Source organism: Bradyrhizobium sp. (assembly GCF_049691595.1).
Lineage (GTDB): Bacteria > Pseudomonadota > Alphaproteobacteria > Rhizobiales > Xanthobacteraceae > Bradyrhizobium.
On record NZ_JBAVNZ010000641.1, the window covers coordinates 1 to 14,040 of the forward strand.

Below are 14,040 nucleotides of genomic sequence, written 5' to 3' on the forward strand. Positions count from 1 at the left end.
GTCGTTGAGTTGAATCGGCGCGCGAGGTTGCGTCACCTCGCCCCGCCTGCGGGGAGAGGTGAAGCGAACACGCGGGCACGGTTGCATTGCCGTCTAGCTCATGTGCTTCGACAATTTCCCCGCCTCGATCGCATCGATCTGCAGGGCGATGGTGCGGCTGTAGATGCGGGCTTGCGAGAACGCGCCGGCGGTGAACCACAGGCCGGGCTGCCCGGTGCGCGTCCACATGTTGCGAAGCTCCTGCGTCGCGGCGTCAAAGCCCCAGACGCGGCCGACACGCTTTGCGACGGCCTCGCCGAACAGTTGCGCCAAAAGATGATCCGGGCCCTTGTAGCCGGTCGCCAGCACGAACAGTTCCGCCTTCAGCGTCGAACCATCGCCGAGTTGCAAACCGTCGGCGGCGATGCCCTGAATATCGGCGGCCTGGATCAGGCGGATTTTGCCGTCGGCGATCAGCTCGGAGCAACCGACATTGAAATAATAGCCGCCGCCGCGCGAGCGGAATTTCAGCGGCCAGCCGGTGCCGTCCTCGCCGAATTCCAGCCGGAAGCCGGCGCGCGCCAGCCGCGACAGCAAGGGCGCGTCGATCGTCTTCACCTCATCGGTGATGAGCTTGTGCGCGACCTTCATCACCGGCAGCGGCACGCCGGAATTGAGGATGTCCCTGACATCGAGCGGCGGACCGTCGCCGAGATAGGTCTTGTCGTAGAGCTGCGCCGGCTCGACATTGACCACCATCGTCGGGCTGCGCTGCACCATCGTCACGTGGGCGCCGGCGGCGTGCAACTCCTGGCAGATGTCATGGGCGCTGGTGCCGGTGCCGAACACGACCACGGCGCGGCCGGCCCATTCCTTCCCGGCGGCGAAGGCGCTGGAATGCAGCACCTGGCCGGCAAAATTTTCGATGCCGTCGATTTTCGGGATGTTCGGCGTGCCGCTGACCGAGGTCGCGAGCACGATATGTCTTGGCCGCAAGGTGCGCGCGCCCTCGGGCCGAGCGAGTTGCGCGTTCCAGCGCTGCATACCCTCGTCATACTCCGCGCCGACGAACGTCGTCTCGGTCCAGAAGTCGACCTCCATGATGTCGACATAGCTCTCCAGCCAGTTCGCTATTCGGTCCTTCGGGATGTAGTCCGGAAAGGTTTTCGGGAACGGCAGGTAGCGCAGGTGATTGACCGGCGTCTTGTTGTGCAGCTTCAGCCCGCGGTAGCGCAGCCGCCAGTTGTCGCCGATGCGTTGCTCGCGGTCGACCACCAGCGCGTCGAGGCCGATCCGTTTCAGTTCGACGGCGGCGGAAATGCCGGCATGGCCGCCGCCGACGATCAGCACGTCCGGGTCGCGATCGCTGTAAGCCGCCGCGGCCTGCCGCTGCTCCGGCCAATCCGGCGCGGCGAAATCGCGCGCGTGGGATTGGCTCCGCGCGCCATTGGCGCGGGCGTCGCATATCCGGTCGAAATCGAGCGCAGTGGAAATCGTCCACGCCGCGGCAAGGCCGTTCGGCGCGGCCGAGAGCCTGATCGCGCCGACGCCCGGCCCGTTGGCAGAATGAAACGAAAAGATCGCCTCGATGACGTCGCGGCCGGCAAAGACGGCCCGGCGCGGCGTCAATGCGGCCCGGTCGATTCCAAAGTCCTTCGCACCGACTTGCGTGGCGCGCTGCAACAGCTCGTGGCAGACCGTCGGCCGGCCGCTAAAGGTGGCAAAATGCCAGGAGAGGCCGAACAGGTTTCGCCAGTGGCAGTCGGGCGCGAACAGCGCGGACAGCGCCACGGCGGACCCGCCTGCCAGCGCCGCGTCGAATGCGGCAATCCATCGCACGGAGATATCCTGCGCGGTTTCCTCCGCCGCCGGGCTCGGTCGGTCCAGCATCGATGCGCCTCCCCCGCGCGCCGCTTTGTTGTCTCACATCTCACACCATGCCGCGGCTCGACACAACCGCGGCCACGACAAGGCGAGGCGGCATTTCCGCGCCCCCATGAAAACCCGGACTTAAGGGAACATTCAGCTATTCCGGATAGATTCCCCCGCCTGCCAGAAACGGCACTGAAACGCTCAGGACGAGCGATGTTGAACGCCGAACGATCGATCGTCGACGAAGTCGAAGCGGCCATCCGCGCCGGGTCAGCCGAAAAGCATCTCGAAACCGTCAAGCGGGTCACGGACCTTTTCCTGTCATCCGCCGACAGTCTTGGCGACGAGCAGATCGAGCTGTTCGGCGCTGTGCTGGAACGCCTGGTCAGGACCATCGAGATTCGCGCGCTCGCCGAGGTCAGCGCCCGCATTGCGCTGGCCGAAATGAGCCGCCAGCTCGCCGCTTTCCCGAAAGCGCCGCCTGCCGTGGTGCGCCGGCTCGCTTGCCACGACGAGATCAGCGTGGCCGGACCGGTCCTGACCGAATCCGCGCGGCTCAGCGCCGAGGATCTGGTCGACATCGCCCGGACCAAGAGCGAGCAGCACCTGCTCGCCGTCGCCGGCCGCTGGTGGCTGACCGAGATCGTCACCGACGCGCTGTTGGCGCGCCATTATCCGAGCGTCAGCCGCAGGCTCGTCAACAATCCCGGCGCGCGGGTTTCGGCCAAAGGATTCGCCATCGTGCTGGCGCAGGCGGCAACCGATCCGGAACTCGCGGTCGATACCGGGATCCGGAACGATTTGCCGGCGGAGCTGCGCAACAAGCTGTTGCGCAGCGCCACCGAGGCGGTGCGCTCGCGGCTGTTGTCGCGCGCCCCGCCGCATCTGTTCGAGGAAATCCGCGGCGCCATCGCCGCGGTGTCGGCGGGCGTCGGGCGCGAGATGGCGAAAGTTCGCGATTTCACGGCGGCGCAGCGCCTGGTGGCGCGGCTGAAAGACGAAGGCCAGTTGAACGAGGCGACCCTGTTCAAATTCGCCAGCCAGCGGAAATATGAAGAGACCGTCGCGGCGCTGGCCGCGCTGTCGAACTCCGCGATCGAGGTGGTTCGTCCGTTGATGCAAAGCCTGCGCGACGACGGCGTGCTGGTTCCCTGCAAGGTGATCGGGCTCGGCTGGGAGACGGTCGCCGCGATCCTCGACAGCCGTTTTGCCTCCGGCTCGATGGCGCCGCACGAACTGGCCAAGGCGAGAGGCCAATATGCCAAATTGACGACGCACGATGCCGGCCGTCAGCTCCGGTTCTGGCAGGTGCGATCGACCGCGGCGTCGCCGGGGATGAATTGAGACGCACGCCGTCATTGCGAGCCAACGGGTCGCGCGTATGCGCGCCCGATGACAGGCTCCGCGAAGCAATCCATCTTAGCCGTGGAAAGAAAGAATGGATTGCTTCGTCGCTTCGCTCCTCGCAAAGACGGCAGTAGTAACCTTGCAAGGTCCGCGCCTATTGCTCAGCCGCGCGGTTAGGCCGCGCGGACGAAGTCCGCGTTGAGGTGTTTCAGCCGCGGCATCACCTCGTGCTTGAGCAGCGACAGCGAATGGTGCCAGGCCTCCGGCTTGTGCTTGTAGTCGAAGCCGAACACCAAGAGCGATCCGAAACCGCCAACCTCATGATAGATTTTTTCGATCTTCTCGGTGACGGTGGCGGGCGAGCCGACGATCCAGTTGCGGCGGGCGCAATACTCGACAGTGACGTCGCTATCGGGCACCTCGGGCGCGTGCTTGAGGTAATCCTTGAAGCCGAAATGACCGAGCAGCGGCAGGAAATATTCGCCCATCATCCGGCCCATCATGTCGCCGGCCGACAGCCTCCACGCCTCCTCGTCGGTATCGGCGACGAACACCTCGCGCACCAGCCGCCAATCGCCGCGGTTCGGCTTGCGCCCGGTCTTGGCCGCGCCGATCTCGACCGACTCCCAATGGCTGCCGACATAGGCCGGGTTGAGGTTGAGGCTCATCGGGATATAGCCGCGCTCGCCGGCGAGCTTCAGCGTGTCGGAACCCTTGCTCAGGCCGGCGACGCCGATCGGCGGATGCGGCGCCTGTTTTGGCTTGAGGTGGGGTTTCAGGGAATCGAACATCGTCTCGGGCTTGGTCACCGTCCAGTATTTGCCCTTGTGGGTCCACGGCGCGTCGTCGCTCCACATTTTCAGGATGATCTCCAGCGCCTCGCGGGTCATCTCGCGGTTCTGGCCGGACATGCCGTCGACATTGAACATCGCCCAGTCGCTCGGCAGGCCCGACGCCGCGACGCCGAAATTCAGCCGCCCGCCGGAGAGATGATCGAGCATCGCGACGCGGTTGGCGAGCTCGGCCGGGTGATGGTAGGGCAACAGGAAGCCGCCGGGGCCGAGACGGATGTTCTTGGTCTGCAAAAAGGCCTGCGCCAGCAACAGGTCGGGCGACGGGTTCGGTTCCCACGGCGCGGTGTGGTGCTCGCCGATCCAGGCTTCCTGGTAGCCGAGCTCATCCAGCCATCGCAGCACCTGCAGGTCCCATTCGTGGCCCTCCTTCAAATCGCACTCCGGCGGATGCGAAGGCATCGTGAAGTATCCGATTTCCATGGGGTCTCCTCTCGCTGTTGTCGTTGGTCGCGTTGTCGAGCGCGTCTTGTGCGCGCAGGCAAAAGCATAGCACGCCAAGGCTGCGGCCAAGATATGACAAAAGCGCCGGGGTGATGTTCGCGCGCGCCTCCCCGTCATGGCCGGGCATGACGGAACAACGTGGCCCCCTACCTTGTCCCGAAGGTCGTCGCGCCGAACAGCGCCTTCTGGGTCGAGGGTTGCGAGCGCCAATATTGCGGCGGCGCGTCGACCTCGCCGCCGAGTTCGGCGGCGGCGTGCCAGCCCCAGCGCGGGTCGTAGAGCATGCCGCGGGCGAGCGCGACCATATCGGCCTTGCCGGAAGCGACGATGTCCTCGGCCTGCTTCGCCTCCGTGATCAGGCCGACCGCGATGGTGGTGAGGCCGGTCGCGTCCTTCACCGCCTGGGCCAGCGGGACCTGATAACCCGGGCCGAGCGGGATCTTCTGCAGCGGCGACACGCCGCCGGAGGAAACGTCGATCCAGTCGACCCCGCGTTTCTTCAACTCTTTGGCAAATTCGATGGTTTGCGGCAGATCCCAGCCGCCCTCGATCCAGTCGGTCGCCGATACCCGCAAGCCGACCGGCTTGCGATCCGGAAACGCCGCACGCACCGCCTCGAATGTTTCAAGCGGGAAGCGCATGCGGTTTTGCAAGGATCCGCCGTAATCGTCGGTGCGCCGGTTGGAGATCGGTGACAGGAACTGGTGCAGCAGATAGCCGTGGGCGCAGTGCACCTCGAGGGCGTCGAGCCCGAGCCGCTCGGCGCGCTTCGCCGCGGCTGCGAACGCATCGCGGATGCGCGCCAGGCCCTGCGTATCGAGCGCCAGTGGCGGTGCCTCGCCTTCCTTGTGCGGCACCGCGGACGGGCCGTCCGGCAGCCAGCCGCCTTCGGCGATCGGGATCAACTGCCCGCCATCCCAGGGCCTGTGGCTCGACGCCTTGCGGCCGGCATGGGCGAGCTGCATCGCGATCGCGGTTTTGGAACGCTTGCGCGCCGAGGCGAGGATCGGCTTCAGCGCCGCCTCGGTGGCATCGTTCCACAGGCCGAGGCAGCCCGGCGTGATGCGCCCGGTCGCCTCCACCGCGGTCGCCTCGATGCAGAACATCGCCGCCCCCGACAGCGCCAGCGAATTGATGTGCGTGAAGTGCCAGTCATTGGCCTCGCCATCGACAGCCGAATACTGGCACATCGGCGCCACCATGATGCGGTTGGGAAGCTTCAGGCCACGCAACTGGATCGGGGAAAACAGTATGCTCATGAGGGGGATTCCGGATGGGGGAGGAGAATGGGAATGAGTTCTATACCTCTCCCGTTCGAAGACGTCGAATTTCACGCGGGAGTTCGGGCGGGGCATCGGCCCCGGACTGCACGGCCGCCGGGTCGTCGAGCGCCGCCGGCCGAAAGGACGACCATCACTCCACCAGCGTGAACTGCAGCAGCAGATTGCGCTGGAGCATCGAGAAATTGTCATCGGAGACCATGGTCAGCACGGTGTCGCCCTCTTCCGTCACATGGGCGTCGATCCCCTCCATATTGTCGACCTCGTGGCCCATGTCGGCGTCGAAGATCGCCGGACCGTCAACCACCGCGCCGGGAGCAATCGAAGCGAGCGCGACGCGGCGGATACGGACGCCGATCCCGGCAAGCCAGGAAAATTTTCGTTCCAGCAGCAGCAGATCGCCGGAGCGCAGCAGCACCGCGTCGCTGATATCGAAATTGTCGGTGCGGCGGACGCTGAACTGGCCCGGTGTCCTGCCGCCGAGCAGAAACGCCATGAGATTGCCGGCGGCATCCAGCCCGCGCTCGGAGAACGCGATCAGCGTGCCCGACAGCGGCAGGCCCTTCGGCACATACACCAGCGCTTCCAACCCCCTGTTGTTGGGCAGCCGGCGCGCCGCCGGCGGCAGCGGCACCACCTCGCCGGGCGCGCGCGTATAGCCTTTCGAAAAATCGAACCGCAGCACCTGGTTGGCGCGCTCGAGCCCGACATAGACGAATGCGCCGTCGAGCGCGATCGATTCCGAATCATACCAGCCGCGGCTGGTGATCGGCCTGCCATCGGGACCCAGGATCGGCGCGGCCTCGACATCGTCGAGCCCGATCATCTCGCGGCCGCGATAGACGATACGGCCGGTGAACCAGCTGCCCTTGTCGCTGACGGCGATGAAGCGCTCGCCCCTGGCGTCCAGCCGCAATCCCGACAGCCCGCCAAAGCCGCGAAAGGCCGAGGTCAGGATCAGCCCGCTGCGGTATTCCAGCGATCCGAACCGCACATGCGCGCGGTCGCGGGTATCGAATGAGGGCAGCGGCCGGGCATTGACCTCGATCGAGACCGGCGCGGTGACCGAATATTCGTCGGGCTTGAATGGCGTTGACGGCGGCTGGACCGCGGTTTGCGCGCGCGCGATGTCGGACATCGCCGCGGCCGAAAGCCCTGCCGCCGTGTAGCCCAGGAAGCGGCGACGGTTGAGATGTGGCGTCGTCCTGGATTCCGGCAACTGACGCCTCATGGCGAGAACAAAACCACTGACGTCATTCCGGGGCGTGCGTCAGTGCGAGCTATGACGTGCGATTGCACATCAGAGAATCCACACTCCCGATCGTGGTCATGGATTGCGGGTTCGCTCGTTTCACTCGCGTCCCGGAATGACAACCCTCGATATTCCTACGAATGCAATCGGCGCGGCCGGCCGGCCCGGGCCGGCCCGGCACCATGGGTCTCGCTGAACAGTTCGGCGAGTTTTTCGGTGATGGCGCCGCCGAGCTCTTCGGCATCGACGATGGTGACCGCGCGGCGGTAGTAGCGCGTGACGTCGTGACCGATGCCGATCGCGATCAATTCGACCGGCGATCGGGTCTCGATCTCCTCGATGACATGCCGCAGATGCCGTTCGAGGTAATTGCCGGGATTGACCGACAGCGTGGAGTCGTCGACCGGCGCGCCGTCGGAGATCATCATCAGGATGCGGCGCTGCTCGGTCCGGCCGAGCAGGCGCTTGTGCGCCCAGTCGAGCGCCTCGCCGTCGATGTTTTCCTTCAACAGCCCTTCGCGCATCATCAGGCCAAGATTCTTGCGCGCGCGACGCCATGGCGCGTCGGCGGATTTGTAGATGATGTGGCGCAAATCGTTCAGCCGTCCGGGATTGGCCGGCTTGCCGGCGGCAAGCCACGCCTCGCGCGATTGCCCGCCCTTCCAGGCGCGGGTGGTGAAACCCAGAATCTCGACCTTGACGCCGCAGCGCTCCAGGGTGCGCGCCAGGATATCGGCGCAGGTGGCCGCCACCGTGATCGGTCGGCCGCGCATCGAGCCGGAATTGTCCAACAGCAGCGTCACCACGGTGTCGCGGAAGGTCGCCTCCTTCTCGTGCATGAAGGACAGCGGATGATAGGGATCGGTGACCACGCGCGACAGCCGCGCGGGGTCGAGGACGCCCTCCTCGAGATCGAACTCCCAGGCGCGGTTCTGCTGCGCCATCAGCCGGCGCTGCAGGCGGTTGGCAAGCCGCGCCACGATGCCCTGCAGATGCGCGAGCTGCTTGTCGAGATAGCTGCGCAGACGCTCGAGTTCGTCGTGGTCGCAAAGATCCTCGGCCGCGATCACCTCGTCGAATTTCGGCGCGAACGCATGATATTCCGGCCCGCGCGGCTCGTTGGCGCCGCGCGCATTCGGCCGCGTCGCCTCGCCCGGCGTCTCGTCGTCGCCGAGTTCGCCGTCATCGAACGTGTCGCTGGTGGAGGCCTGCGCGCTTTCCATCGCGCTTTCCGACATTTCGTCCGACGTCGCCTGCGCCTGATCGGCGCTCATCTCCTGCGCGGCGTCCGAGTCGGGCGAACCTTCGGCGCCGGACTGATCGTTCTCGCCGTCCTGATTGTCGTCCTGGTTGTCGTCCTCGTCGGCTTCGGCGTTGCGCTCGTCGCCGAGATCGAGCGCCGACAGCAAATCGTGCACCAGATCGCCGAATTTCGCCTGATCCTCGGTGACACGGCTCAACCGATCGAGCCGCGTGCCGATCTTGTCCTCCAGCACCGGACGCCAGAGATCGACCATTTTTCGCGCCGCCGCGGGCGGCGCCAATCCAGTGAGCCGCTCGCGCACCAGCATCGCCAGCGCATCCGACAGCGGCGCGTCGGCCCGGTCGGTGATCTCGTCGAACTTGCCGCGGTGAAAATGATCGTCGAGCATCGCGGTGAGGTTTTTCGCAACCCCGGCCATCCGCCGCGCGCCGATCGCCTCGACCCGCGCCTGCTCCACCGCCTCGAACACGCCGCGCGCCTGCGGATTGCCCGGCATCAGCTTGCGATGAACCTTGGGATCGTGACAGGCGAGTTTCAGCGCGATGGAATCGGCGTGGCCGCGCACGATGGCCGCGTCGCGCCTGGTCATCTTGCGCGCCGGCTCCGGCAGCCGCGCCTTGCCCGGCGCAAGTCCCGGCCGCTCGGCGGCGAAGGTTACTTCCAGTTCCGGCTTCTTCGCGATCGCGCGCAGGCACGACGTCACCGCGCGCTTGAAAGGCTCGGTCGGCGCTTCCTTCGATCCGGTACGGAACCTGGTGTTCGAGGTCGTCATTGCCAGTCCTTACAGCGCCTTGGTAAACCAGTGACGCGTCACGCCGCCAGGATAGCCAATCGTGCGTTCGACGGAAACCACCGGCATCGCATCAGCTCAGCGCCACGTTGACCGAGGATTCAGCCAGCTCCGTGTTGAAGCAGCGCTGATAGAACTCAGCCACCAGCGGCCGTTCCAGCTCGTCGCATTTGTTGAGGAAGGTGACGCGGAACGAGAAGCCGATGTCGGAGAAAATATCGGCATTCTCCGCCCAGGTGATCACCGTGCGCGGGCTCATCACCGTGGAAAGATCGCCATTGGCGAATGCGTTGCGCGTCAGGTCGGCCAGCCGCACCATCTTGTTGACGATATCGCGCCCCTCCTGCGTGCGGTAGTGATGTGCTTTCGCCAGCACGATCTCGACTTCCTCGTCATGGGCGAGATAATTCAGGGTGGTGACGATCGACCAGCGGTCCATCTGGCCCTGGTTGATCTGCTGGGTGCCGTGATAAAGGCCGGAGGTGTCGCCGAGGCCGACCGTGTTGGCGGTCGAGAACAGGCGGAACGCCGGGTGCGGCTTGATCACCTTGTTCTGGTCGAGCAGGGTCAGGCGGCCGGAGACTTCCAGCACGCGCTGGATCACGAACATCACGTCAGGACGGCCGGCGTCGTACTCGTCGAACACCAGCGCGATATTGTGCTGCAGCGCCCAGGGCAGAATGCCGTCGCGAAACTCCGTGACCTGCTTGCCGTCCCGGATGACGATGGAATCCTTGCCAACCAGATCGATCCGGCTGATATGGCTGTCGAGGTTGACGCGCACGCAGGGCCAGTTGAGCCGGGCTGCGACCTGCTCGATATGGGTCGACTTGCCGGTTCCGTGATAGCCGGTGACCATGACGCGGCGATTTTTGGCAAAGCCGGCGAGGATCGCGAGCGTGGTGGCGCGGTCGAAACGGTAATCGGAATCGACTTCCGGCACATGCGGATCGACTTCGGAATAGGCCGGAACTTCGAGGTCGCTATCGATGCTGAACACCTGCCGGACCGACACCTTCATGTCCGGCATCCCGACGGGCTCCTGAATCTTGGTCATGGCGGCGGTCGTCATCAATCCTCCGAGGTCCCGGGCGTTCCCGAAACCAGATTTTGCGGTATGGCTGCGGATGGGTGCTATAATAAATCTAGCAGAGAGCAACGATCGGCAGAAGCCCGCGGCCTAATCAAAGTCCCTCGCAAAGTTCCGTTGTCTTATCATCTAGATAGGCGATGGACGCGGTTTTTGGAAGGCTGCCCTGCGAATCACGCCGTACTTTTGCCCTGAGGCCGGGGCCCTCTGCATTTGGACCGCACTTTCGGTCCACATTGCGCGTCATGCCGGGTTCGGACCCCGATCCGATTCCGATTCCGATGCCAAAACGGGAATCTTGTGACGTCATTCATCGATCCCCTGATCGCGTTGGTTTCGGCCCATCCGTGGCTTGCCTATCTGGCGCTTTTCCTCGCCGCCCTCCTGGAAGCCGTGCCGGTCGTGGGATCGCTGGTTCCGGGTTCGACCATCATCCTGGCCCTGAGCGCGCTAATACCGGGCGGAGAGCTGCGGCTGGAGGGGGTGCTGGCAGCCGCGATCGTCGGCGCACTGGCCGGCGACGGATCGGCATTCTGGATCGGACATCGCAGCCAGGGCGAAATCCTCAGCGCCTGGCCGATGAGCAGATATCCGCGCGTGGTGGCGCAGAGCGAGGCGTTCTTTCATCGCTGGGGGGCGCTGGCGGTGTTCTTCGCCCGCTTCGTGCCGCCGATCCGTGCCTTCGTGCCGATCACGGCGGGCGCGCTCGGCATGCCGCCGCCGCGCTTCTATGGCGTCAACATTCCGGCGATCCTGGTCTGGGCGCCCGCGCATGTGCTGCCGGGCGTGCTCGCCGTCTCCGCCCTGCACGAATATGCCGGCATGTCCCACCACGAGGGGGTCGGCAAGCATCTCTGGATGCTGGCGGTGGCCGGCGGCGCGCTGGTCGTGGCGCTGACGGTCTGGATCCTCCGCCGCCGTCACGGCGGCACCGTGATCGAGCCGGCTGCGAAGGACGCGCGCTGATCTACGTCCGAAGCGAGGCGGCCGCAGCGGGCGGAGCCGCTATCAGCCTCGGCGGCGCCGGACCTCCGATCAGGCCCCCCGCACCACGGTCTTGAGGTAATTATACGCCTTGATGATCTCGATCAGGCGGTCCTCGCTGGAGCGGTCGCCGCCATTGGCGTCGGGATGGTGCTGCTTCACCAGCGCCTTGTATTTCGCCTTGACGCTCTCCAGCGTTGCGTCGGGGCCGAGCCCCATCACGTGCAGTGCCTTGCGCTCGGCGTTAAAAATCTTTCGGGTTTCCGCCTTGACCTCCGCGCCCGCGCCGGGACCCGGCCGCCAGCGGCCGCGGCCGTTGAGTTCGCTGAACATGCTGAACGGATCGGCCGCGCCCTCCAGATCGGCCGCGGCGCCGCCCTTGCCCTTCTTGGCGCTGGTGTTGGCGCCCATCTTCCAGGTCGGACGATGGCCGGTCAGCGCATCCTTCTGGTAGCGCGCGACCGCGTCCGCGTTCATGCCCTGGAAGAAATTGTAGGACTGGTTGTATTCGCGGACGTGGTTGAGACAGAAGTGCCAGTACTCCCGGGAGTTCTCGCGGCCCTTGGGCGCGCGGTGCGGCCCTTTGTTCTTGCACTCCGGCCATTCGCACATGGCGGATTCTTCGCGCGCCTGCGCCTGCTGCTTCGCGCTCAGCTTGTTGGGCTTGATGCGAATGGAATCGAAGAACTTTGATGAATCGATCGGCATGGCTGACTTTGACTACGCCACGCCAAAGGCTTCAAGTCTTGACATTGCGAATACCTCGTTTCCCGATCTGCCATTGACGGAAAGCCGCTTTGAAGCGTATTGCCGCCGCCATGAGCACCAGGGACGTTATCATAAACAAGTTGCGTGAAGCTTTCTCGCCAGAAAGCCTCGACGTCGCCGACGAATCGCATCTGCATGAGGGCCATGCCGGCCACAGGCCGGGCGGCGAGACGCATTTCCGGGTTAATATCGTGTCGCCGGCCTTCGAAGGGAAGAGCCGGATCGAACGCCATCGCATGATCAATGCGGCGCTGGCGGCGGAACTGGCAGGAAATGTGCACGCACTGGCGATCAGGGCGCAGGCGCCGGGGGAAGCGGGCTGAGATTCCGCGCTCCCTGTAACGTCGTCATGCCCCCCGGGAAGGCGATGACGGCTAAAACGCCGTGCCCGCCCGCTTCGGCTTGTTTTCCCCGACCTCGGCCTCGCGCGGCAGCGGGACGATCCGCAGCGCGGTGATGCGGTTGCGCTCGCGGCGCAGCACGCGGAAACGGAAACCGTGGAAGGTGAAACTCTGGCCGCGCTCGGGAATCGAGCGCGCCTCGTGAATCACGAGCCCGGCGATGGTGGTCGCTTCCTCATCGGGCAGATGCCAGTCCATCGCGCGGTTGAGATCGCGGATCGGCACCGAGCCGTCGACCACCACGGAGCCATCGGGCTGGGCCCGGACGCCTGACACCACCACGTCGTGCTCGTCGGAAATATCGCCGACGATTTCTTCCAGAATGTCCTCCAGCGTCACCATGCCTTCGACTTCGCCGTACTCGTCGACCACGAGCGCGAAGTGGGTCTTGCGGCGGCGGAATGCCTTGAGCTGTTCGGAGACCGGGCGCATTTCCGGGACGAACCAGGGCGGCAGCGCGATGGTCGAGACGTCGATCCGCGAGCTATCGCCGTCGGCGGCGCGGATCGCGCGCAACAGATCCTTGGCGTGCAGCACGCCGATGATGTTTTCCGGCTTGTCGCGCCACAGCGGAATGCGGGTATATTCGGTGGCCAGCACCTCGCGCACCAGTTCTTCCGCCGGCAGGTCGGCGTTGATCATCACCATTTCGGTGCGATGGACCATCACGTCGGATACCTGCAGTTCGCGGAGATCCAGCAAGCCGCCCAACATGTCGCGGTCCTGCTTTTCGACCTTGCCCTCGTGGTGAAGCAGGTCGACCGCGCCGCGCAGGCGCTCGGTCGGCGACAGGATCGACTGGTTGGCGCCGAGCTTGATGCCCAGCATTTTCATCAAGGCGCGAACGACCGTCTCGATCACGGTGAGCAGCGGTCCCAGCACATAGACGGTCAGCTTCATCGGGCGCGCGACCAGAAGCGACACCCGGTCCGGTGCGCTGATGGCAATGGTCTTCGGCAACACTTCGGCGAAAATCACCACCATCACCGTCATCACGCCGGTGGCGTAGAGCACGCCAACCTCGCCGAACCAGGCCGTGAAGATGCCGGTTGCGAGCGCGGAGGCGCCGATATTGGCAATGTTGTTGCCGAGCAGCAGCGCGCCGATCAGCCGCTCGCGCATCGCAAACAGGCTGGAGACCACGACGGCCTCGCGATTGCCCTGCTTGGACAGCCGCAGCATGCTGGCGCGCGAGGCGCCGATCAGCGCGGTCTCGCTGGCGGCGAAGAACGCGGAGACCAGCAGGCAGACAATGACGATCGGGAGGGTGAACCAGTCCAAGCTATTTCATCCAGACAGAGTTAGGTCTTCGCCAGCTTGCGTTGAAGAAAATCGCGAACCAAAGCGGGCTCGACATCGGGTGCGATCACCGCGCGGCCGATGGCCTCGAGCAGGATAAAGGTCAGCTTGCCGCGCCTGACCTTCTTGTCCTGCGCCATCAGCGTCATCAGCGCATCGGCGTCCGCCAGTCCCTCCTGGGCAAAGCCGGCGATATCCTGCAAATGGGTGGGCAGGCCGGCCGCGGCAAGGTGGCGCTGGAGGCGCGCGGCGGCGGCTTCCGGGATCATGCCGAGCGCGGCGGAAAATTCCGCCGCCAGCACCATGCCGACGGCAACGCCTTCGCCATGGAACAGCCGGTCGGAAAAGCCGGTCGCCGCCTCCAGCGCGTGGCCGAACGTATGCCCGAGATTGAGCAGCGCGCGTTCGCCGGTCTCGCG

Annotated in this window: 12 protein-coding genes; 3 read left to right on the forward strand and 9 right to left on the reverse strand. The window is 65.3% G+C overall.

All coding sequences use genetic code 11. The annotated features are described in order from the left end of the window. Positions 1 to 93: 93 nt before the first annotated feature. Positions 94 to 1,869, reverse strand: a complete 1,776-nt coding sequence (locus WCE35_RS25640) for a flavin-containing monooxygenase (RefSeq protein WP_424596103.1) — start codon at positions 1,867 to 1,869, stop codon at positions 94 to 96. Positions 1,870 to 2,064: 195 nt separating this feature from the next. Between WCE35_RS25640 and WCE35_RS25645 the strand changes: the two genes are divergently transcribed. Next, entirely contained in the window at positions 2,065 to 3,195 is a 1,131-nt protein-coding gene (locus WCE35_RS25645) for a DUF2336 domain-containing protein (protein WP_424596104.1), read from the forward strand. 176 nt (positions 3,196 to 3,371) lie between these two features. On the opposite strand, the gene WCE35_RS25650 is transcribed toward WCE35_RS25645, so the two are convergent. The 5 genes from WCE35_RS25650 to cobS all read right to left on the reverse strand — a co-directional run bounded on the left by WCE35_RS25650 (position 3,372) and on the right by cobS (position 10,151). Continuing rightward, on the reverse strand, positions 3,372 to 4,472 hold the full coding sequence (locus WCE35_RS25650; protein ID WP_424596105.1) for an LLM class flavin-dependent oxidoreductase: 1,101 nt from the start codon (positions 4,470 to 4,472) through the stop codon (positions 3,372 to 3,374). Positions 4,473 to 4,639: 167 nt separating this feature from the next. Further along, a complete protein-coding gene (locus WCE35_RS25655; RefSeq protein WP_424596106.1) occupies positions 4,640 to 5,752 on the reverse strand; it encodes an NADH:flavin oxidoreductase/NADH oxidase in 1,113 nt (370 codons plus the stop codon). A 154-nt stretch (positions 5,753 to 5,906) separates the two neighbouring features. Further along, positions 5,907 to 7,004: an esterase-like activity of phytase family protein gene (locus WCE35_RS25660; RefSeq protein WP_424596107.1), complete on the reverse strand. Its 1,098-nt coding sequence runs from the start codon at positions 7,002 to 7,004 to the stop codon at positions 5,907 to 5,909. A gap of 155 nt (positions 7,005 to 7,159) precedes the next feature. Further along, complete coding sequence (gene cobT, locus WCE35_RS25665; protein WP_424596108.1) at positions 7,160 to 9,061, reverse strand: cobaltochelatase subunit CobT; 1,902 nt, start codon at positions 9,059 to 9,061, stop codon at positions 7,160 to 7,162. Positions 9,062 to 9,152: 91 nt separating this feature from the next. Next, complete coding sequence (gene cobS, locus WCE35_RS25670; protein ID WP_424596109.1) at positions 9,153 to 10,151, reverse strand: cobaltochelatase subunit CobS; 999 nt, start codon at positions 10,149 to 10,151, stop codon at positions 9,153 to 9,155. 318 nt (positions 10,152 to 10,469) lie between these two features. Between cobS and WCE35_RS25675 the strand changes: the two genes are divergently transcribed. Beyond that, on the forward strand, positions 10,470 to 11,135 hold the full coding sequence (locus WCE35_RS25675) for a DedA family protein (protein WP_424596110.1): 666 nt from the start codon (positions 10,470 to 10,472) through the stop codon (positions 11,133 to 11,135). A gap of 69 nt (positions 11,136 to 11,204) precedes the next feature. On the opposite strand, the gene WCE35_RS25680 is transcribed toward WCE35_RS25675, so the two are convergent. Next, entirely contained in the window at positions 11,205 to 11,861 is a 657-nt protein-coding gene (locus tag WCE35_RS25680) for a J domain-containing protein (protein WP_424596111.1), read from the reverse strand. A 110-nt stretch (positions 11,862 to 11,971) separates the two neighbouring features. Here WCE35_RS25680 and WCE35_RS25685 point away from each other — a divergent pair, with 110 nt between their 5' ends. Next, positions 11,972 to 12,244, forward strand: coding sequence for a BolA family protein (locus WCE35_RS25685; RefSeq protein WP_424596114.1), 273 nt, complete (start codon positions 11,972 to 11,974; stop codon positions 12,242 to 12,244). Positions 12,245 to 12,295: 51 nt separating this feature from the next. On the opposite strand, the gene WCE35_RS25690 is transcribed toward WCE35_RS25685, so the two are convergent. Both WCE35_RS25690 and WCE35_RS25695 read right to left on the reverse strand, forming a co-directional pair. Next, positions 12,296 to 13,603, reverse strand: coding sequence for an HlyC/CorC family transporter (locus WCE35_RS25690; RefSeq protein WP_424596112.1), 1,308 nt, complete (start codon positions 13,601 to 13,603; stop codon positions 12,296 to 12,298). A 20-nt stretch (positions 13,604 to 13,623) separates the two neighbouring features. After that, on the reverse strand, positions 13,624 to 14,040 hold a 417-nt coding region (locus tag WCE35_RS25695; protein ID WP_424596113.1), incomplete at its 5' end, for a 3-dehydroquinate synthase family protein.